The sequence below is a fragment of the Pseudomonas sp. Irchel s3f10 genome (genome assembly GCF_900187515.1).
GTDB lineage: Bacteria > Pseudomonadota > Gammaproteobacteria > Pseudomonadales > Pseudomonadaceae > Aquipseudomonas > Aquipseudomonas tensinigenes.
On record NZ_FYDZ01000003.1, the window covers coordinates 160,302 to 180,782 of the forward strand.

Below are 20,481 nucleotides of genomic sequence, written 5' to 3' on the forward strand. Positions count from 1 at the left end.
CCTACTCCTTGGCGACGCGTTTCATGTCCGCATCCATCATCATGCGGATCAAGGTATCCAGGTCAGTTTTCGGCTTCCAGCCCAGCACGCGCTGAGCCTTGGCCGGATTGCCGAGCAGCACTTCGACTTCGGCCGGGCGGAAGAATGCCGGGTCGATTTTCACGTAGTCACGATAGTTGAGGCCGACGTGATCGAAGGCGATGCGGCACATCTCGCGCACCGTGGTGGTGACGCCGGTGGCGACCACAAAATCGTCAGGCTTGTCCTGTTGCAGCATCAGCCACATGGCTTCGACGTAGTCGCCGGCAAAACCCCAGTCGCGTTTCGCATCGATGTTGCCCAAGGCCAGCTCCTGCTGTTTGCCTTGCTTGATGCGTGCGGCGGCATCGGTGACCTTGCGCGTCACGAACTCGATGCCACGCAGCGGCGATTCGTGGTTGAAGAGAATGCCGCTGCTGGCGTGCAGGTTGAAGCTTTCGCGGTAGTTGACAGTGATCCAGTGACCGTAGAGCTTGGCCACGCCGTAAGGGCTGCGCGGGTAGAACGGGGTGTTTTCATCCTGCTGCTCAGCCTGGATCAAGCCGAACATTTCGCTGGTCGAGGCCTGATAAAAGCGTGTGTGCGGACTGAACTGACGGATCGCTTCGAGCAAGTGAGTAACACCCAGGCCATCGACGATACCGGTGGTCACCGGTTGATCCCACGAGGCGGCGACGAAGCTTTGCGCGGCGAGGTTATAGACCTCGTCCGGCGCCGACTTGATGACTGCACGCTGTACCGAGCAGGCGTCGGCCATGTCACCGTCCAGATAGACGATGTCGGCTTCGACGCCCATCTCGCGCAGGCGCCAGCGCGAATCGCTGCTGCGCCGTGCGACGAGGCCGTGAACCTTGTAGCCCTTGTCGAGCAACAGCTTGGCCAGATACGCGCCGTCCTGGCCGGTGATCCCTGTGATCAGTGCACTTTTTGTCATTCTTGTCGTACTCGCGTCTCCCAGTCGGACAGGATCGCCCGCAGGGATTGTTGTGTGGTGATTTCAGGCGTCCATCCTGTGGTCTGGGTCAGCCTGTTGTGGCTGCCACAAACGCGACGCTGATCGGCGCGCCGCATGCGCGCGGGGTCTTGCACCAGTTGCATCTCGACTTCAGCCAGATCGCCGAGCTGCTCGATCAGGCTGCGGATGCTTTGCTCGCGGCCCGAGCAGATGTTGTAGACCTGTCCGGGTGTGCCTTTTTCCAGCAGCGCGAAGTAGGCCGAGATCACATCGCCGACATCGAGGAAATCTCGCGTCACGTCGATGTCGCCAACCTCCAGTTGCGGTGCTTGAAGGCCCTGTTTGATGCGACTTATCTGGCGGGCGGCACTGGCGATGACAAAGCTGTCTTTCTGGCCGCTGCCGATGTGGTTGAACGGACGCGCCACCAACACCGGCCAGCCTTCACTCAGGCCCCATTGCAGGCTGAGAAATTCTGCCGAGAGTTTGCTCACCGCGTAAGGATTGCGCGGGCAGGGCGGCTGTTGTTCGCTGATCGGCAGATCGCTTTCGCCGACTTGACCGTAGACATCGCCGGAGCTGACGTAGAGGAAGGTGCCGGCAAAGCCACGTGTCTTGAGTGCTTGCAGCAGATTGAGGGTGCCGAAAAGATTGATGTCGAAGGTGCGCGCCGGATCACGGAAGGCTTCCGGGACGAAGGTCTGCCCGGCCAGGTGAATCACCGCGTCGGGCATTTGCGGCCACAGACCGGTGAGGCTGTCAGCCTTCGTGAGGTCGTAGGGCGATGCGGCAGGCAGCAGCTCCCACGACGAATCAGGCAATGCCAGACGCGACTGAATATGTTGTCCCACGAATCCACTGAGACCCGTGACGAACAGACGCTTTTTCAAACAGCGACCCCTTGGTCTTGAACTTGCGCCACTTTCTCACAGGCTTTAAGGAGAGGTCTGTCAGACCGAAGGAAAAACCGGGTGAAAGACGGGCGAAGTCAGTTGTTGTAGTTGTTTGTTACCAATCTGTGCCAATTGCGCAGCAATTTCAACAGGCCAAACCGTGACCGGTCAGTTCTCGTCAGCGTAGTCCGATTTATTCTCGTCGGGCGGTTCCCGGATCCTTGAAGGATGTGTTTAGAATGGCCCTCGTCGCCATTCCCCCAGGTCCGCCGTGGGTATAGCGCAACAGGGTGAAACCAACCACTAAAACAAGAACGAAGACGTGCCTGAGGATGATGGACAAGCAGCGGCGATGCCGACTTGATCCAACGCCCGGTCGTCATAGCATGAGGTTGCCGGGACGGCTGCTTCATCGTGGGATGCCATGAATTTCATTCTTTACTCGGACGTCAACGAGCGCTCCATCAGCCAGAGCCTCGGGCGTGCCGAATACAGCTATTACTTTGTGCTCAAGGCGTATCGCCCGGTGCTGGAAAGCCTCGGCCGAGTGCATGTTGTGGCGTCGGTCGCTGAAGTTGACCCGCTGTATCTGCAGTTGCTTCAGGACGGTCAGGAATGTCTGTTCCTTTCGTTTGCGCCGCCACATAAAACCCCGATCGGCCTGCAATGCCCGATGGTGTGTGTGATTGCCTGGGAATATGACTCGATCCCCTCCGAATGCGCTGACAACGATGTGCGCCAGGACTGGCGCCAGACACTGGCGCGCCATGGCCGGGTGATTACGTTGTCGACCCACACGGCGCAGGCGATACGTCGCAGCCTGGGTGAAGATTTCCCCGTACTGGTATTGCCCACACCGCTGTGGGAACGCTTCGCTCAGGTACGTCGAGACTACCCGAGTGTCCCGGTAAACCCCGGCACCACGTTGCAGATCAAGGGCTGCATCATCGACAGCCGCGCGCTGGGACTGTCGGCTGATGGCTTGATCGCACCGATACTCAATGAACAGGAAGCGCTGACGCCGAGCCCTGTCGAGGAAGTACCGGAGCCGACGCCAGAATCGCCACCGCCACTGACCTTGCGTCGGCGTGCGTTCATCACCAAGCATTATTTGTACGAAGGCTACAAAGCCGTCGCGACGCCTTCGCAGCATCGAACGCTGTTTTTGCTCAAGCACAATCTGCGGCTGTGGTATCGCGAAGCCGTCAGTGATTTGCTGCCGGCTGCCAGCCGCGAGAACCGACCCGAGTTGTCCGAGCCAGTGCCATCGGCTGCAGCCGAGAGTGAGGTGCCGGAGCTGATTGAGCATCCGCAAGCGTTGTTGCCGGACACCCGTGAAAATGCCCGGATCGACGTCAGTGGCGTGGTATACGTCAGCGTGTTCAACCCCGAGGACGGGCGCAAGAACTGGCACCACCTGATCACTGCGTTCTGTTGGGCCATGCGTGATGTCGAAGACGCGACACTGGTGCTGAAAATCACCCAGAACGACCTGTCGAGCTACTACGTTCATCTCATTACGCTGCTCTCGCAGCTATCGCCCTTTGCCTGTCGGGTCGTGGTCCTGCATGGCTACCTGGAAGACGAGGAGTTTGCCCGGTTGTATGGCGCCGCCAGTTTCTACGTCAACGCGTCACGCTGCGAAGGTTTGTGCCTGCCGCTGATGGAGTTCATGTCGTGCGCTCGGCCGGTGATCGCGCCGGATCACACGGCAATGCGCGATTACATCGACGAACGTGTCGGCTTCATCGTCAAGTCCAGTCGCGAGCCGACCATCTGGCCGGAAGATGTGCGGATCCTCTACCGCACCCTGCGCCATCGCCCTGACTGGGGCTCGTTGAAAGCCGCCTATGAGGACAGCTACGCCATGGCCAAAAACCACCCGCAGGCTTACCAGGCGATGGCCATTGCCGCCAATGAACGCATGCGTGAATACTGTGGATTCGCGCCGCTGCAGCAGCGTGTGGCGGCGTTTTTCGGCCTGGAGGCCAATCGCGCGATCACCTCGCTGGCGGTCGAGACCGGAGCGGCCTCATGCTGATCATCATTCATTCGGAAACCAACAAGAGCAACATCCAGCAGAACCTCGGACGCCCGGAGTACAGCTATTACTTCGTGCTCAAGGAATTCCGCCCGGTGCTGGAGCGACTCGGTCAGGTCATCGAAGTCAGCCACCCTGACGAGCTGGTTGATCGCTTGTATTTCGACTGCTTGAGCCGGGGCGAGGATTGCGTCTTCCTGTCGTTCTCGCCGCCGCATCGCACGCCCATCCATTACGCATGCCCGACCATCCCGGTGTTCGCCTGGGAATTCAGCACCATCCCGACTGAAAGCTGGCAGGGCGAATCCCGTCACGATTGGCGTGTGGTGCTGCAGGCGTGTGGCCGGGCGATTACGCATTCGACATTCACAGTGAACGCGGTGCGCGACGTGATGGGGGCGGACTATCCGATCTGCGCGATCCCGGCTCCGGTGTGGGATCGCTTTGCCGCTCGCGGCGAGCAATTGGCCAAGCGTCCGGTGGTTGACCTTGTGACGCTGAACCTGCGTGGATTGCTGATCGACAGTCGTCGCACGGACTTGCGGCCTTATGGCCCGCCACGATTGCGCGAAGGCACGCCGATGTCCTTCGCAGGACCGCCGCAGGATTGCCAATTGCAACTGGAGGGCGTGGTCTACACCTCGGTGTTCAATCCTTACGACGGCCGCAAGAATTGGCAGGATATGGTCAGCGCGTTCTGCACCACGTTTCGCGACATCAGCGATGTCACCCTGGTGCTCAAGCTGACCCACCATGACATCGCCGATGCGCTGAGCGACATGCTGCATCACTTGTACAAGAACCAGTCGTTCCAGTGCCGGATCGTGCTGATCCATGGCTATCTGGCGGATGCCGATTACGAAGCCCTGGTGCAGGCCACCAGCTACGTGGTCAACAGTTCTTACGGTGAAGGACAGTGCCTGCCGCTGATGGAGTTCATGTCTTGCGGCAAACCGGCGATTGCGCCGTTGAACACCGCAATGGCCGATTATGTGAGCAGCGATAATGCATTTATCGTCGACTTCACCGAAGAGCTCACCGCCTGGCCTCATGACCCGCGTGCGGCCTATCGCACGATGCGTTACATCACCGACTGGGATTCGCTGTGTCTGGCGTATCGCGCCAGCTATGACGTGGCAAAAACCGATGAGCAGCGTTACGCCGCGATGTCCGCCGAGGCGATTCGCAGTCTGCAGCGATTCTGCAGCCAGGCCAGCACCGAGCAGAGATTGCGCGATTTTTTTGCGCAGCCACTGCAAGCCCGCGGAACGTTGCCTGCGCAAGTCACGCTCGCATGATCCGGCGTCTGCTCGCGCGATGGCGCCCGACGCGTGCCGCGCAACCGCTGTCGGCACCGTTGGCCAAGGTGTCGCCTCGCGACGTCGGTTTACATGACGCCGTGCTCGACGGTTGGTTCTTGAATGACAGCGGCGAGTTGCTCAAGGGCTTTGCGATCAGCGCTGACGATACGTTGCTGGATGTCGGTTGCGGCGAAGGCGTGGCGACACTGTTTGCTGTGCGTCAGGGTGCTTCGGTGATTTTTACCGACAGCGAACACGCCAAGGTGCGCGAGCTCGCACGGCAGGTCGAAGCGCAAAGCGGCAAAGCCAGTCTGGGGCTGGTCAGCAATAGCCTGCCGCTGCCACTGGCTGACGGCTGCGCCAGTAAAGTGGTGTGCATGGAAGTGCTGGAGCACATTGACCAGCCGCAACCGTTCATGGCCGAACTGGTGCGCATGGGGCGCCCGGGTGCGCAGTATCTGTTCAGCGTGCCGGCACCGACGGGCGAACACCTGCAAAAAGGCATCGCCCCGGACAGTTACTATCAGTCGCCCAATCATGTGCAGATTTTCACCCCGGAGCGCTTCGCTGCGCTGGTAGAAGATGCCGGTCTGGTGATCGAACATCGTCAGGCCAGCGGATTCTTCTGGGTGATGGGCATGATCTTTTTCTGGGCCGGCGAACGGGCTGCCGGGCGTGACCCGGGCGGTGCGGTACGTGACCGGATTCAGGAGCCCTTCATGCCATTGATGGAGAGCTGGGCCAAGACCTGGCAGGACCTGCTCGCTCAGCCGGGCGGGCTGGCGATCAAGCAGACGCTTGACCGCTTCATGCCCAAGAGCCAGGTGATCATCGCCCGCAAGCCAGCGGTTGTGGGGGAGGCACCATGAGCGGCAAACGGATCATGGACATTGAAGTGCTGCGCGCAGTTGCCGTACTGGGCGTGCTGTTCCATCACCTGCAGGGGAGCCTGTTCACCGATGTCGTGCCGTCGCTGGAAAAGATCCATGCCTGGGCGCAGCCGTGGTGGGGCGTCGATCTGTTTTTCGCCATCTCCGGGTTTGTCATTGCCCGAAGCCTGATCCCGGCGCTGCAAGGCTGTACAACCCGCCAGGAATACTGGCAGCAGACGCGCAATTTCTGGCTTCGCCGGGTTTTCCGGTTATTGCCGTCGGCCTGGCTATGGCTGGCGCTGATGTTGCTGGCGTGCGTGTTTCTCAATCGTTCTGGGGCGTTCGGTACGTTGTCGGCCAACCTGCAAGCGACGCTGGCCGGGGTGTTGCAGTACGCCAACTTCCGTTTTGCCGACAGCTTCTTTCGCTACGAGTACGGCAGCAGTTTCGTCTACTGGAGCCTGGCACTGGAGGAGCAGTTCTATCTGCTGTTCCCGCTGCTGATTCTGCTCTTTCGCAAACATCTGGTCTGGGCATTGCTGGCGCTGGTCGCGGTGCAGATTTTCACCCTGCGTACGCCGTTGCTGATGGTGGTGCGTACGGATGCGCTGGCCCTCGGTGTGTTGCTGGCGATGTGGAGTGCGCAGCCGAGTTATCAGCGTTGGCGGCCGAATTTTCTCGATCGGCCATGGGTCGGGATTTCGGCGTTGATGCTGATCGGCGCACTGTTGAGTTTCATGGCCACCGATCGCTTCACGTTTGCCTGGTACCGCATCGGTTCAATCGCTGTACTGAGCGCAATACTGGTGTGGATCGCATCGTATAACTGCAATTACCTGATGCCCGCTGGCGCGATGCAGCGGCTGCTGGGGTGGGTCGGCAGCCGGTCCTACGGCATCTACCTGATTCACATACCCGCTTATCAATTGGTGCGTGAGCTGATCTTTCGCCTGCAGGGCGCCGGTCTCTCCAGCCCTGCCGGCCACCCGGTGCTGACGCTGCTGATCGCTTTCGGCCTGATCGTGTTGCTCAGCGAACTCAATTACCGCTTGGTCGAAATGCCCATGCGCGACCGTGGTGCCGCGCTCGTGCGACGCCTCGGTACGTCCCGATCCACCGTCCCATCCTCCGGAGCCACCTCATGCTGAGCCTACTGAAGAAACTCACGGCGGCGACGCCAGCACCGGCGCCCACGCAGGCAGTGGAACCGGTCGCCAGCAAGGTCGATCCGTACATGCTCGGCCTGTACGATGCCAAGCTCAGCGGCTGGTTCAACCAGGAAACCAACGAGCTGTTCAAAGGCTTTGTGGTGTCTGCCGATGACACCCTGCTTGATGTCGGCTGCGGTGATGGCGGCAACGTGCATTTTTGCGGCATGCGCGGGGCGAAGATCATCATCGCCGACATCGACGGTGCCAAGGTCGAAGCGACTCGTCAGCGCCTGAGCGATACGCCGGCACGGGACATCGAATGCCACGTCACCGATTGCAATCCGTTGCCGATCGCCGACGGCACCGCAACGCGCGTGGTCTCCACCGAAGTCATCGAGCACGTCGATGATCCGGCGCAGTTCCTCGCCGAACTGGTGCGTGTCGGCAAACCGGGTGCCTTGTACTTGCTGAGCGTGCCGCACCCAAGCTCCGAAGACCTGCAGAAAGACATTGCCGCGGCCGAGTATTTCCAGAAGCCCAATCACATTCGCATCATCAGCGAAGAGCAGTTCAAGGCGCTGGTCAGCGAGGCCGGGCTGGAGATCGTCAGCCACAGCCAGTACGGTTTTTACTGGTCGATGTGGATGCTGCTGTTCTGGGAAGCCAAGGTCGATTTCAGCAACCCGGATCATCCGCTGCTCAATCACTGGGCCGACACCTGGCAAGCCGTGCTGGACTCGCCGCGCGGTGCGCAGATCAAACAGGCGCTGGACGCGGTGGTTGCGAAGAGCCAAGTCATCATCGCCCGCAAACCCGCCGCACCCCTGTAGGAGCTGCGGCACGCTGCGATCTTTTGATCTTGATCCTGAAAAACAAGGTCAAAAGATCGCAGCCTCGTTTCACTCGACAGCTCCTACAGGGTTTTGTGTACCCTTGCAGCCTTGTGGTGTCAGGGGTTGGAAGGTATGCGATTTATTGTGGGTCTGTTCTTGGGCATCTTGCTTGTGGGTTGCAAGCAGCAAGACGCGCCACCCCTCGACCAACAATTTTACATCTGGCAACGCCAATGGACGCCGGCCCACGAGGCGGCGCTGCATGACAGTCGCCAGGATTTCTCGACGTTACGCGTCCTCGCACTGCAAGCCTTTCCCAATGCCGGATGGAGCCGCGCGCGGATCAATGCGCAATTATTGAAAGCCGATGGCCGTCCATTGATAGCCGTGATTCGTCTCGACGGCCAGCTCAAGTCGCTGGATCAGGATCAGGTTACCGCGCAGATTCTGCAGGTGCTCGCCGATTGGCAAACACAAGGCCTGACATTGAACGGCGTCGAAATCGATCACGACGCGGGCAATGCGCGGTTACCGGCGTACGCTGAATTTCTCAGACATCTGCGCTCGGCCTTACCGACGAATCTGCCCTTGAGCATCACGGCACTGCCGGCCTGGCTCGGCAGTGCGCAATTGCCCGAACTTCTGCAAACCGTCGACAGCAGCGTGCTGCAAGTGCATGCGGTCAGTGATCCGCGTCGCGGTTTGTTCGATCCTGATCAGGCGTTGAAGTGGGCCAAGGCCTGGGCGCGCATCACTGATAAACCGTTCTATCTGGCGCTGCCGGCTTACGGCGTTGCGCTGTTGCCCGATGACGGCGGGGCGCCGGTGGTGGAAAGCGAAGTGCAACTTGAACGAGGCGGGCAACGCCGGGAACTGCTGGCTGATCCGCTGCAACTGAGCCAGCTCGGTCAGGCATTGCGCGCAGACCCGCCCGCGCATCTGGCTGGTCTGATCTGGTTTCGCCTGCCGCTGGCCAATGACCGCCGCGCCTGGAGTCTGACCACCCTGCGTGCGGTGGCCCGGGGTGATCAACTCAGCAGTCAGCTCGGCGTGACGTTGAGCGAACACGACGGTCTCTACGACATCAGACTCGACAACCCCGGCAACCTCGACAGTGCCTGGCCTGCGCGAATCACCCTCAAGGCGCAAAGCTGTGAAGGCGCCGATGCGCTCGCCGGTTACTCGTTGCAACAAAGCCCGGATCTGCTTACCTTCACCCGCCTGCGCGACGGCCGATTGCCGACGGGCGGACAACGCGCCATCGGTTGGGCGCGTTGCGCAAATATTGATCAAGGAGGTTCGCATGTTGACCCGTAACTGGCCCCGCCATCTGCTCTGCCTGAGCCTCTGCCTGCCGCTGGGTTCGGCGTTCGCCTGCGGGCCGGATTTCCCCATGCGCCTGCTCGATAATCGCGGGCAGACCCTCGCGGATCTGCCTGAGGGCAACTTCAACTTCGAGCTCAGCCGGCTCGGCAAGACCATCGCCGGGCTGAAGAATGTCACTGCGGCGACGCACAATCCCAACGATATGTACGGTGAAGAAAACGCGGCCGCCGAGGCCCGGGAGAAGGCCGAACAGGCCGGACTGAGCGCCGAGCAGCAAGCGTTGGTCAAACAACTGCGCGGTCTGACCGATGCCCAACAGGTCGAGGCGCAGGGCGCCAGTCTGCCGGCGGAAATCCGTTTTTACGTGGCCGGTGCGGTGGCGTTTGCCACGGGCGATCATCAACTCGCTGTCGAGTATTTCAACAAGCTGCTGGCGCTGCCGGCAGATCAGCGTCCGTTGCGCAGCACCTGGGCGGCGTATTCGCTGGGCCGTACCTGGTTTGCCATGAGCAGCGAAGGCGGGGCTGCGGTCGAGGCGCTGGAGCAATCGCGTGATGCGTTCCGCCAGGCTCGGCAACTGAGCATCGACGGTTTCAGCGATCCGCTGGAGTTGGGTGTTGCGAGCCTCGGTGAAGAGGCGCGGGTGTTACGCTCGGCGGGCGACTGGAACGGCGCCATCGAATTGTATGAAGCACAGAATCTGCACGGTTCTGCCGTGGGTTACACCTCGCTCAAGCAATTGATGAATGAACTGGCGGAGTTGCCCGAGGCCAGACTCGCCGATTTGCTGCAGCACAAAGCCGTGCAGCAACTGGTCACGGCATCGCTGGTCAGCCGCCAGGGCTGGTCGTTTGGCGATGAGCCGCCGAACGAGAAGAAACTGGTCAAGCTGCTGCAAAACAGCACCCGTGGCAGCCTCGACAATGCTGATCGTCTGGCGGCGATGAGTTATCAACAGGGCGATTACGCTGGCGCCAAAGCCTTCCTTGAAAATGCCGGTGACGGCGGCCTGGCGTGGTGGCTACGGGCGAAGCTGGCGGTGCGTGACGGCGATAAAAATGCCGCGGCCGCCGCCTATTCGAAAGCCGCGCAGGCCTTCCCGCAGAGCGAAGACTGGGGTTACCGGCGCACACCGGACTGGGCGTATGAAGCCGTTCAGCCGAAGTGCCGGGTCGAGGGCGAAAGTGCGATTCTCGCCTTGCAGCGCGGCGAGTATCTGCAAGCGTTCGTGCAGTTGTATCGCAGCAACAGTGTCTATTGGTTCGATGCCGCGAGCGTGGCCGAGCGCGTGCTGACGGTCGAAGAACTGCAAAAGTACGTCGATGACAACGTCCCGGCGCCGCCGGCGTTGACCCAGCAGGAGCGCGACAACTACGTGCCGCTGCCGGTTGCCGCCAGCCTGCGCAATCTGCTCGGTCGGCGCTTGCTGCGCGAAGGGCATTACGCTGATGCGGTCGCTTATTTCGACAATCCCGACCTGCAAAACAAGGCCCGACTCTACGGCGAACAACGGCTGAAGGCCGATGCTTCGTGGTGGCCGACCAAACGCGCCAGTGCGCTGTACAACGCCGCGTGGACGGCTCGCGAGTGGGGCATGGACATTCTCGGTTACGAGATGGCGCCGGACTACGCCACGTTCGGTGGCAACTACAGCCTGGAAAGCGCTGAGCTGAAAGTCGGCCCGCTGGTCAGCGAAGCCGAAGTGCAGCGTCAGGCCGCCAGCGAAGCGAAACCGGATCAGCGCTATCACTACCGTTTTGTTGCCACTGAGCTGGCCGGGCGCGCCGCTGACAATCTGCCGCACACCAGTCAGGCGTTTGCCGCCGTGCTGTGCAACGCTGCTGGCTGGAACAGCAGCCTGGAAGATCAGAGCGCGCTGTATCAGCGCTACATCAAGGAAGGCCCGTTCGTACCGTGGGCCGTGGATTTCGGTAATCAGTGCCCGTACCCGGATTTCGAAAACGCCGACAAGCGTTATGTCACTCAGGTAACCGATGCTGTGCGCTCGTCGCTGCGGCCGTACAAATGGCCGGTGCAGATCGGCGCGATTGTGCTGGTCGCGGGTGCTGCGTTGCTGTTGATCAGCCGTCGCCAGCGCAAGGTCCGCAAAGGCTAAGCCTGCTGGACGAACGTCAGGCGCACGGCGAAACCGATCAACAGGCTGCCGAACAGCCATTGTTGTACGCGTTGGGCCGTTGGACTGTGTTGCAGCCAACGGCCCAGCGCGGCGCCGGTCAGCGCGTAAGCGCTGTCGAACAGCAGGCCGACGCCGACCAGCAGCGTGCCAAGCACGGCAAACTGACTTAGCACCGGCGCACCATCATTGACGATGAATTGCGGCAGCAACACCGAACAGAACAACAACGCTTTGGGATTGAGCAGATTAGTCAGCAAACCGCGTCGGACGGCTTCGCGCCATTGCCCGCGGGAATCGCCAGGCTCGCCAGCATTCAGGTTCGGCAGCAGGCTGCTGCGCAGGCATTGAATGCCGATCCACAACAGATACGCCGCCCCCGCCAATCGCACCACTTCGAATGTCCACGGCGCCGCTTTGAACAGCGCCGCCAGCCCCAGCGCCGCCAAGGCCACGTGACAACCGCGGGCAACTCCCAGGCCGATGGCCGTGGCCAGTGCCGCGCCGCGTCCCTGGCGGGCACCGGTTTGCAACAGCAGGATCATGTCCGGGCCGGGCAACAGATAGACCACGGCCAATGCCAGGAAAAACAGCCAGAGACTCGCCACGCTACACCCCTTTCGTTGTCGATTCGGTGAGCCAAGTCTAGGGCCGAAGGGTGGGGCAGGTGCTTGCGTAGTCCGCTTCAAAAGCCTGTTGCTTTGGCATAACCTGCTGGTTTTCAACATCCCGACTATCAGGATCTACCAAACATGAAACTCGACGCCTTTGATCGCAAGATTCTCGCGGCCCTGCAACGTAACGGGCGGCTGAGCAATGTCGAGCTGGCGGACGAAATCGGCTTGTCGGCCTCACCGTGTCTGCGCCGGGTGCGGATGCTTGAAGAGGCCGGGGTGATTCGCGGTTATCAGGCCAATCTCGATCGTGATGAGGTCGGCCTGGGGCTGACGGTGTTTGTCGGGGTCAAGGTCGAGCGCCACAACGATGCACAGGCCGAGGCGTTTTACACCGCGGTGACGGCGCTGCCGGAGGTGATTTCAGCGTTTCTGGTCTCGGGCGAGTCGGATTTTCTGTTGCAAGTGGTGGTGCCGGATTTGCGTGCGTATGACCGTTTTCTCAGCGGCTGCCTGTTGAAACTACCGGGGGTGAGCGATATTCGCAGCAATTTTGCGATTCATACGGTGAAGACGCCGGGGGCGTTGCCGTTGGGGCATCTTCCTGCCTGAGACCGAGGTGTCCCCAATCGCGAGCAGGCTCACTCCTACATTGATCGCGGTGTTTCTGAAGAACTCGGTCAACTGTAGGAGTGAGCCTGCTCGCGATAGCGGACGTCCAGTCACCTGATGTATTTCCTGCCTACATCTGCGTCGCCATCCCCTCGACATTCATCGCCGCCTGGCGCAACGCCTCTGATCTTGTTGGATGCGGATGGCAAGTCAAAGCAATGTCCTCGGCCGAAGCACTGAACTCCATCGCCACACAAAACTCGCCAATCATTTCACTCACGCTCGGGCCGACCAGGTGCACGCCGAGGACTTCATCGGTGCGCTCATCAGCGAGGACTTTGGCGAACCCCTCGGTCTCATGGTTGATCTTCGCCCGGCTGTTGGCGGTGAACGGAAACTTGCCGACCTTGTAGGCACGGCCTTCAGCCTTGAGCTGTTCTTCAGTCTTGCCGACGCTGGCCAGTTCCGGTCGGGTGTAGATCACGTTGGGGATCAGGTCGTAATTGACCTCGCCAGCCTTGCCATGGATCTGCTCGACGCAGGCCATCGCTTCGTCTTCAGCCTTGTGCGCGAGCATCGGCCCGGACGTGACGTCGCCGATCACCCAGACCCCGGCGGCTTCGGTGCGGTGCTGTTTGTTGGCGAGCATGCCGCGTTTGTCGGTACTCAGGCCGACGTTTTCCAGACCGAGGCCCTGGGTGTACGGGCGACGTCCGATAGCGACCAGCACGTAATCGGCTTCAAGCAACTCGGCAGTGCCGCCAGCGGCCGGCTCAACGCTGAGTTGCACACCGCTTGCGGAAGACGTGGCGCTGGTGACTTTCGAACTCAGCTTGAAGGCGATGCCTTGTTTGCTCAGCGAGCGTTGCAGGGTCTTTCCGGCCTCGCCATCGACGCCCGGACAGATGCGATCAAGGTATTCGACCACGGTGACCTGCGCGCCCAGCCGCCGCCATACCGAGCCCAATTCGAGGCCGATGACGCCGGCGCCGATGACCACCAAGTGCTTGGGCACTTCGCTGAGGGACAGCGCACCGGTCGAATCAAGGATGCGTTTATTGTCGATCTCGACGCCGGGCAGGGGAGTGGGCTCGGAACCGGTGGCGATGATGATGTCCTTGGCGGTCAGCTCGACTTTGCCACCCTGATCGTCGGTCACTGTGACCTTGCCGGGGCCGTCGATGTGGCCCCAGCCCTTGATCCACTCGACTTTGTTTTTGCGAAACAGAAACTCGATGCCTTTGGTCAGGCCGGCCACGCTCTCATCTTTCTGTTTCATCATTTGCGTGAGGTTCAACGTCGGTTTGACCTCAATGCCGAGGTTGGCGAATTCCGCACCCATCGCCGCGTCGTACAGCTCCGAGGCATGCAACAGCGCTTTTGACGGCATGCAACCGACGTTCAGGCAGGTGCCGCCGAGCGTTGCCCGGCCTTCCACGCAAGCGGCCTTGAGGCCCAACTGGCCGGCGCGAATTGCTGCGTTATAGCCACCGGGGCCGCCGCCCAGAATCACCACGTCATAGTTGCTCATGCGCTTGCTCCTGTTTGATGGATGCGGATCGCTAAAAGTAGTTCCGGATGAAAATTACGAGCGTAATATGTGCGTTTCTCCACATTTCGGTCAAGGCTTCAGGCAAGCGACAGGTTGGGCATCTTTGAATAAGCGTGATTGTGTACGAATATTTCACCTATTTCGTTATATCGTAACGAAATACAGGTGTGAGCCAATGAATTTGGGGTGATATGCAAGTCGATCTGGACGAAGAAGGCACGCAAGTGACCGGACTGCCGCGCTTTCAGCAGGCAGCCGTGCAAAGCCGACGCCTGCGACGCTGGGCGATCGGTCTCGGCGGATTGGCCGGGGCAGGGTGGGTGCTGGCGTTTTTTGTCGGGCTGTTCTCCCCGCAGTCCTTGTGGCTGCCGCTGCTGGTCAATCAGAGTGCAGCGTTGCTGGTGCAGGTCGCAGGGCTGCAATCGGCGTGGTGGGTGACGCAATGGCGCGCGCAGGTGATCAATCCTGCTGTTGTGCTGGCGCCGCTTGCTGAGGAGGAACAATCCGAACCGCAGGGCTGGTACGAGCGGCTGTTGGAGCGCTTGAGCCAAGGCAGTCTGCATCTGCTCAACCAGATCGGTGCGGCGACGCTGTGGCTGGCGGGCTGGGCGCTGCTGGTGGTGCTGAGCATCGATTCAGTGTGGAACCTCGCGTTGCCGGCCGCTGCCATGGGGTTATCTGCCACGGTGGGGGCTGCGTTGGCGCTAATGCTGGCGTTCGGTTTGCTGGTACTGGAGCGGCAACTGGCCCAGGAACATCCAGCGCAATGGCCCGAAGCAGGGGCATTGGCACAACTGACGCGCGTGGCGATCATCAGTCTGGTGCTGGGCGCGTTGTGTTTGTTGTTTGCCGGCGAGAATGCCGTGTGCCCGGCGCGTGTTGCCGTGTTGATCGGCATCTTGCCGGGACTGGTCGCGATCGAGCTGCTATTGCGCGCTGTTCTCTCGGTATTCAGCCCTCGCCGTGAGCGGCTTGAACCGACGTTGTTGGCGCGCAGTTTTGTCGCCGACATGCTGCGTTGGCCTCCGCAGCCGTTACTTGCCTTGCAGCATGAATTGCACAACCGCTTCGGCATCGATCTGCGCCAGATCTGGGCATTCAGTTACATGCGCCGGGCGTTTCTGCCGGTGCTGGCATTGGTTGCAGCGGTGGGTTGGTTACTCACTGGAATCCATGAAATCCCGTTACAGGGTCGTGGTATTTATGAACGTTTCGGCAAACCGGTGCAGGTGTTCGGCCCGGGACTGCACACGGGTCTGCCGTGGCCGTTGGGGCGGGTGTTGATCGTTGAAAACGGCGTGGTTCATGAATTGGCAACCAGCGTCGGCGAGAACTCTGCGCCGCTGCAAGCCGACCCAGCTGAAGGTCCGGCGCCCATTACCGCCAATCGTTTGTGGGACGCCAGTCATGTCAACGACAAGTCGCAAGTCATCGCCAGCAGCCGTGGCGAGCAGCAGAGCTTTCAGATCGTCAACATGGACGTGCGCTTCGTCTATCGCATTGGCCTGACTGATCAGGCTGCGCTGGCCGCCACCTACAACAGTGCCGATGTGCCGACGTTGATCCGCAGCACCGCCAGCCGGATTCTGGTGCACGACTTTGCCTCACGCACGCTCGACGGTTTGCTCGGTCAAGACCGTGTCGGGTTGGGTGAGGAGATCGGTCGCGCGGTGCAAAACGATCTGCAAAAACTCGACAGCGGTGTGGAAATTCTCGCCACGGTCGTTGAAGCCATTCACCCACCGGCCGGTGCCGCCAATGCCTATCACAGCGTGCAAGCGGCGCAGATTGGTGCGCAGGCTTTGATCTCCCGCGAGCGTGGCGCGGCAGCTGAAGCGAGCAATCAGGCGCAGTTGCAGGCCAGCCTGGCTCGCGATCAGGCCAGTGCCAATGCGCGGGAAACCAGCGCTACGGCGCAGGCGGCGGATCTGAGATTCCGTGCCGAGCAAAAAGCCTTCGTGAGTGCTGGTCAGGCTTTTGTGCTCGAGCAATACCTCGGCCAGCTCAGCCAAGGCCTGAGCAAAGCCAAATTGCTGATACTCGATCATCGTCTGGGTGGCAGCGGCAATGCCCCGACCATCGACCTGCGTACGTTCTCGCTGCCGGCTGACCCGACGCCCGCGCGCATCACCGCTCAACCAGGAGTCGCCCATTGAGCCAGTTGCACACACACGATCATCATGACCACAGCGGCCACGATCACGGTCACGGCGGGCATCACCATCATCATGGCCATCATCACCATGGTGCACCGGAAGAGGCCGGGCCTTTTCCGTGGCGACGGATGGGCTGGGCAGCCTTGTTGGTGGCGTTTGCCATTGCGGCGGCGAGCCTGGTGCAAGTGCGCTCCGGCGAAGCCACGGTCATCACCCGTTTTGGTAATCCATCGCGGGTGCTGCTTGACCCAGGTTTGAGCTGGCGCTGGCCGGCACCGTTCGAGGCAGCGATTCCGGTGGATTTGCGTTTGCGGACGACCTCCAGTGGTTTGCAGGATGTCGGCACGCGCGACGGTTTGCGCATCATCGTTCAGGCCTATGTGGCGTGGCAGGTACAGGGTGATCCGGACAATGTGCAGCGCTTTATGCGTGCGGTGCAGAATCAACCGGATGAAGCGGCGCGGCAGATTCGCACCTTCGTCGGCTCGGCCCTGGAAACCACCGCAAGCAGCTTCGATCTGGCGAATCTGGTGAACACCGATGCCAGTCAGGTACGTATCGCCGATTTCGAAGCGCAGTTGCGCGAGCAGATCGATCAGCAATTGCTCGCGACCTATGGCGTGCGGGTGGTGCAAGTCGGCATTGAACGTTTGACCTTGCCGTCGGTGACACTTACCGCCACCGTCGATCGCATGCGCGCCGAGCGGGAAACCATCGCCACTGAACGCACGGCGATCGGCAAACGTGAAGCCGCGCAAATCCGTTCCGCTGCCGAGCGTGATGCACGGATCGTTCAAGCGGATGCCACGGTGAAGGCAGCAGAAATCGAGGCGCAATCTCGGGTCGAAGCGGCCCAGATTTATGGTCGCGCTTACGCCAGTTCACCACAGCTCTACAATTTGCTGCGCTCGCTCGACACCCTCGGCACCATCGTTACGCCGGACACCAAATTGATTCTGCGCACCGACGCCGCGCCATTCCGTGTATTGGTCGACGGCCCGCCGACACTCGACAGCAAAACCGGAACGCAGCCATGAATGACGAAGTTCCACGTGGAACACATGTGCTGAATAGTCCGTGGATTCAGGCAGGGCGTTTGGCGTTTTTCGCCCTGTATGCGGTGACAATATTGGCCGCGCTGGCGTGGGCATTTTCTAATGTGCGGCAGATCGACCCGCAGAGTCGTGCGGTGGTTTTGCATTTCGGCGCACTTGATCGCATCCAGAATGCCGGTCTGTTATTGGCCTGGCCACAGCCGTTCGAGCAGGTGATTTTGCTGCCGGCAGCGGATCGGATCATTGAACGTCGAGTGGAAAACCTGTTGCGCAGCGATGAAGCCTTGAAGGCTGATCGTGTCGCGTCTTTCGCCGTACCGTTAAGCGATGCGCTGGCGGGATCTGGTTATTTATTGACCGGTGATGCCGGCGTAGTGCAACTCGATGTGCGGGTGTTCTACAAAGTCACTGACCCTTACGACTTCGTGTTGCTGGGCGAGCATGTCTTGCCGGCACTGGATCGTTTGGTGACACGCAGCGCGGTGGCGCTGACGGCCGCACGAGATTTGGACACCATTCTGGTCGCTCGGCCGGAGTTGATCGGTGCTGACAATCAAGCCGCGGAACGTCGGGAAAAACTGCGTGGTGATCTGGTGCAAGGCATCAACAAACGCTTGGCCGAGTTGAAAGCGAGCGGTCAGGGCATCGGCATTGAAGTGGCGCGGGTCGATGTGCAATCGAGTCTGCCGGATCCCGCGGTCAGTGCTTTCAACGCGGTGCTGACCGCCAGCCAGCAGGCCGACAAAATCGTAGCTAACGCGCGCACCGACGCCGAGAAACTCACCCAAAGCGCCAACGAACAAGCCGATCGCACGCTACAAATCGCCCATGCGCAGGCCGGTGAGCGTTTGGCCAAAGCCTCTGCTGACACAGCCACAGTGTCGAGTCTGGCCAAAACTACCGATCCGCAAATGCTCCTGCGCCTGTACCGCGAGCGCATGCCGAAGATTCTCGGCCAGGCCGGATCGGTGACCACGGTCGACCCGAAAGACGATTCCCGCCTGATCATTCAGGGAGCCAGTAAATGACTGCGACGACCGCCGCACCGAGCCTGTTGTCTTCGGCCGAACAACGCCGCGCTGCACGGCAACTCACCTTGGCCATGCTTGCGCTGGGCCTGTTGGGTCTGGGTCTGATCTGGCGCTGGCAGATGCCCGAGCAAACCGGTGTCAGTCAGTTGCTGCTTGGGTTTGCATCGTTATTGGTGGGCGTGCCGGTGATGCGTTCGGCGTGGTTCAGCCTGCGCTATCCGAGCCTGCACGGCATCACCGATCAATTGATCGCCCTGGCGATGCTCGGCGCCTGGGCGACCGGTGATCTGCTGACGGCGGCGTTGCTGCCGATCATCATGATCTTTGGTCATGTGTTGGAAGAGCGCAGTGTCATTGGTTCGCAGGAAGCGATCCACGCCCTCGGTCAACTGACCCGCAGCCATGCGCGCAAGGTTCAAGCAGATGGCTCGATCATCGAAGTGGACAACGGCACTTTGAAGGCAGGCGACACCGTTGAAGTGCGCGCCGGTGATCGGGTTCCCGCCGATGGTCGAGTGTTGTCCGGTCAGGCCAGTCTCGACACCGCTTCGATTACCGGTGAATCGGTACCGGTCGAGGCGGGTGTCGGCCTGTCGGTGTTCGGCGGGGCGATCAACCTCGACGGTTTGTTGCGGATTGAAGTAACGCGCACCGGTGGCGAGTCGACGTTGGGCAAGGTCATTGCGTTGATGCAGAACGCCGAGCGCTCGAAACCGCCAATCACGCGCTTGCTCGAACGTTACGCCGGCAGCTACATGGTGCTGGTGTTGCTGCTGGCGGCAGTGACCTGGTTTATCACTCACGATGCGCAAGCGATGCTTGCGGTATTGGTCGCCGCTTGTCCGTGTGCGTTGGTGCTGTCGGCTCCGGCCACGGCGATTGCCGGTGTCGCGGTAGCGGCACGTCACGGCATTCTGATCCGCAGTTCGGCGTTCCTTGAAGAGCTGGCCGACCTCACCTCACTGGTCGTCGACAAGACTGGAACCCTGACATATGGCTCCCTGCGTTTGCAGTCGATCAATAGCCCGCACGCAGAGTCCTCCATGGTCATGGTGCTCGCCGCCAGCCTCGGCGCCGCAAGCAGTCACCCGGTCAGTCGTGCGCTTGCGGGGTTGGTGGGTCAGGAAGAATGTTTACCGCTGAGCAATATCCACGAACGCCAAGGCCTTGGCGTGGTGGCCATGACGGAGCAGGGCGAAGCGGCGCTCGGTCGACCGGAGTTGTTCGCGCAGTTGGGGATCGCAACCACCGCGGTCCCTGAGCATGATGGACCGATCGCCGGACTGGCCCTGAACGGTGATTTCCTCGCCTGGTTATTGCTGGCCGACACGGTTAAGCCGGAAGCCCGCTTTGCCCTCGGCGAATTGCGTGAACTGGGCCTTGGTCGGCAACTGCTGCTGACGGGGGATCGTCAGAGCGTGGCCCAGACCCTGGCGCGTGATGTCGGTTTGCACGAAGTCCAGGCCCAGGCCTTGCCCGAAGACAAACTCAATCGCGTACTCAAGGAAATCGACAATGGCTTCCGGCCGATGGTGGTCGGTGACGGCATCAATGACTCCCTCGCACTCAAGGCTGGCGTGGTCGGTGTGGCGATGGGCGCGGGCGGAGCGGATATCGCGCTGGCCTCGGCGGACATCGTCTTGATTGGCAGCGATCTGCGTCGGCTCGGCACCTGCGTACGACTCAGTCGTCAGTGCCGCAGGACGTTGCAGGTCAACGTGATCATCGGGCTGGGCTGGACGCTGGCCATCGTCGTGTTCGCCGCCTTCGGTTGGCTCGGCGCTGCCGGGGCCATGATCGCCGCGCTGCTGCACAACCTCAGCACGTTGCTGGTGCTGGGTAACGCCGGTCGTTTGTTGCGTTTTCAGGAGCCTCTGCTAAAGATGAAAGAGCAGAATTGATCGTTTTTTGAACTG

Annotated in this window: 16 protein-coding genes; 12 read left to right on the forward strand and 4 right to left on the reverse strand. The window is 60.8% G+C overall.

Translation table 11 applies throughout. From position 1 onward, the window contains the following. Position 1: 1 nt before the first annotated feature. Entirely contained in the window at positions 2–973 is a 972-nt protein-coding gene (gene gmd / locus CKW17_RS09890; RefSeq protein WP_011336673.1) for a GDP-mannose 4,6-dehydratase, read from the reverse strand. Then, a complete protein-coding gene (locus tag CKW17_RS09895; protein ID WP_095119708.1) occupies positions 970–1,884 on the reverse strand; it encodes a GDP-mannose 4,6-dehydratase in 915 nt (304 codons plus the stop codon). The genes gmd and CKW17_RS09895 overlap by 4 nt, the downstream gene beginning before the upstream one ends. A 427-nt stretch (positions 1,885–2,311) precedes the next feature. On the opposite strand from CKW17_RS09895, the gene CKW17_RS09900 reads away from it, so the two are divergent. The 7 genes from CKW17_RS09900 to CKW17_RS09930 all read left to right on the forward strand — a co-directional run bounded on the left by CKW17_RS09900 (position 2,312) and on the right by CKW17_RS09930 (position 11,527). Beyond that, a complete protein-coding gene (locus tag CKW17_RS09900; RefSeq protein WP_095119709.1) occupies positions 2,312–3,928 on the forward strand; it encodes a glycosyltransferase in 1,617 nt (538 codons plus the stop codon). Beyond that, complete coding sequence (locus CKW17_RS09905; protein ID WP_095119710.1) at positions 3,922–5,226, forward strand: glycosyltransferase; 1,305 nt, start codon at positions 3,922–3,924, stop codon at positions 5,224–5,226. Before CKW17_RS09900 ends, CKW17_RS09905 begins: the two co-directional genes overlap by 7 nt. Further along, positions 5,223–6,098, forward strand: coding sequence for a class I SAM-dependent methyltransferase (locus tag CKW17_RS09910; RefSeq protein WP_095119711.1), 876 nt, complete (start codon positions 5,223–5,225; stop codon positions 6,096–6,098). Before CKW17_RS09905 ends, CKW17_RS09910 begins: the two co-directional genes overlap by 4 nt. Continuing rightward, on the forward strand, positions 6,095–7,249 hold the full coding sequence (locus tag CKW17_RS09915; RefSeq protein ID WP_095119712.1) for an acyltransferase: 1,155 nt from the start codon (positions 6,095–6,097) through the stop codon (positions 7,247–7,249). The genes CKW17_RS09910 and CKW17_RS09915 overlap by 4 nt, the downstream gene beginning before the upstream one ends. Beyond that, positions 7,243–8,082 carry a class I SAM-dependent methyltransferase gene (locus CKW17_RS09920; RefSeq protein ID WP_095119713.1) on the forward strand — a complete coding sequence of 280 codons (840 nt, stop codon included), beginning with the start codon at positions 7,243–7,245 and terminating at the stop codon, positions 8,080–8,082. Before CKW17_RS09915 ends, CKW17_RS09920 begins: the two co-directional genes overlap by 7 nt. A gap of 135 nt (positions 8,083–8,217) precedes the next feature. Further along, a complete protein-coding gene (locus CKW17_RS09925) occupies positions 8,218–9,402 on the forward strand; it encodes a DUF3142 domain-containing protein (RefSeq protein WP_095119714.1) in 1,185 nt (394 codons plus the stop codon). Then, complete coding sequence (locus CKW17_RS09930) at positions 9,389–11,527, forward strand: hypothetical protein (RefSeq protein WP_095119715.1); 2,139 nt, start codon at positions 9,389–9,391, stop codon at positions 11,525–11,527. Before CKW17_RS09925 ends, CKW17_RS09930 begins: the two co-directional genes overlap by 14 nt. On the opposite strand, the gene CKW17_RS09935 is transcribed toward CKW17_RS09930, so the two are convergent. After that, positions 11,524–12,153, reverse strand: a complete 630-nt coding sequence (locus tag CKW17_RS09935) for a LysE family translocator (protein WP_095119716.1) — start codon at positions 12,151–12,153, stop codon at positions 11,524–11,526. The genes CKW17_RS09930 and CKW17_RS09935 overlap by 4 nt on opposite strands. A gap of 144 nt (positions 12,154–12,297) precedes the next feature. Between CKW17_RS09935 and CKW17_RS09940 the strand changes: the two genes are divergently transcribed. Then, the gene (locus CKW17_RS09940; protein ID WP_095119717.1) at positions 12,298–12,771 is read left to right on the forward strand and encodes an Lrp/AsnC family transcriptional regulator; all 474 of its coding nucleotides are present in this window, start codon (positions 12,298–12,300) and stop codon (positions 12,769–12,771) included. Between the two features lie 130 nt (positions 12,772–12,901). Here the strand turns inward: CKW17_RS09940 and lpdA are convergent, their stop codons facing one another. Beyond that, positions 12,902–14,302 carry a dihydrolipoyl dehydrogenase gene (gene lpdA, locus CKW17_RS09945; RefSeq protein WP_095119718.1) on the reverse strand — a complete coding sequence of 467 codons (1,401 nt, stop codon included), beginning with the start codon at positions 14,300–14,302 and terminating at the stop codon, positions 12,902–12,904. 212 nt (positions 14,303–14,514) lie between these two features. Here lpdA and hflK (CKW17_RS09950) point away from each other — a divergent pair, with 212 nt between their 5' ends. Genes hflK (CKW17_RS09950) through CKW17_RS09965 form a run of 4 tightly spaced genes read left to right on the forward strand, consistent with a single transcriptional unit; the run spans position 14,515 to position 20,466 of the window. Next, on the forward strand, positions 14,515–16,479 hold the full coding sequence (gene hflK, locus CKW17_RS09950; RefSeq protein ID WP_095119719.1) for a protease modulator HflK: 1,965 nt from the start codon (positions 14,515–14,517) through the stop codon (positions 16,477–16,479). Next, positions 16,476–17,516: a protease modulator HflC gene (hflC, locus tag CKW17_RS09955; protein ID WP_095119720.1), complete on the forward strand. Its 1,041-nt coding sequence runs from the start codon at positions 16,476–16,478 to the stop codon at positions 17,514–17,516. The genes hflK (CKW17_RS09950) and hflC overlap by 4 nt, the downstream gene beginning before the upstream one ends. After that, on the forward strand, positions 17,513–18,562 hold the full coding sequence (gene hflK, locus CKW17_RS09960; RefSeq protein ID WP_095119721.1) for a protease modulator HflK: 1,050 nt from the start codon (positions 17,513–17,515) through the stop codon (positions 18,560–18,562). The genes hflC and hflK (CKW17_RS09960) overlap by 4 nt, the downstream gene beginning before the upstream one ends. Then, positions 18,559–20,466, forward strand: a complete 1,908-nt coding sequence (locus tag CKW17_RS09965) for a cation-translocating P-type ATPase (RefSeq protein WP_095119722.1) — start codon at positions 18,559–18,561, stop codon at positions 20,464–20,466. The genes hflK (CKW17_RS09960) and CKW17_RS09965 overlap by 4 nt, the downstream gene beginning before the upstream one ends. The last annotated feature ends 15 nt before the right edge of the window (positions 20,467–20,481 follow it).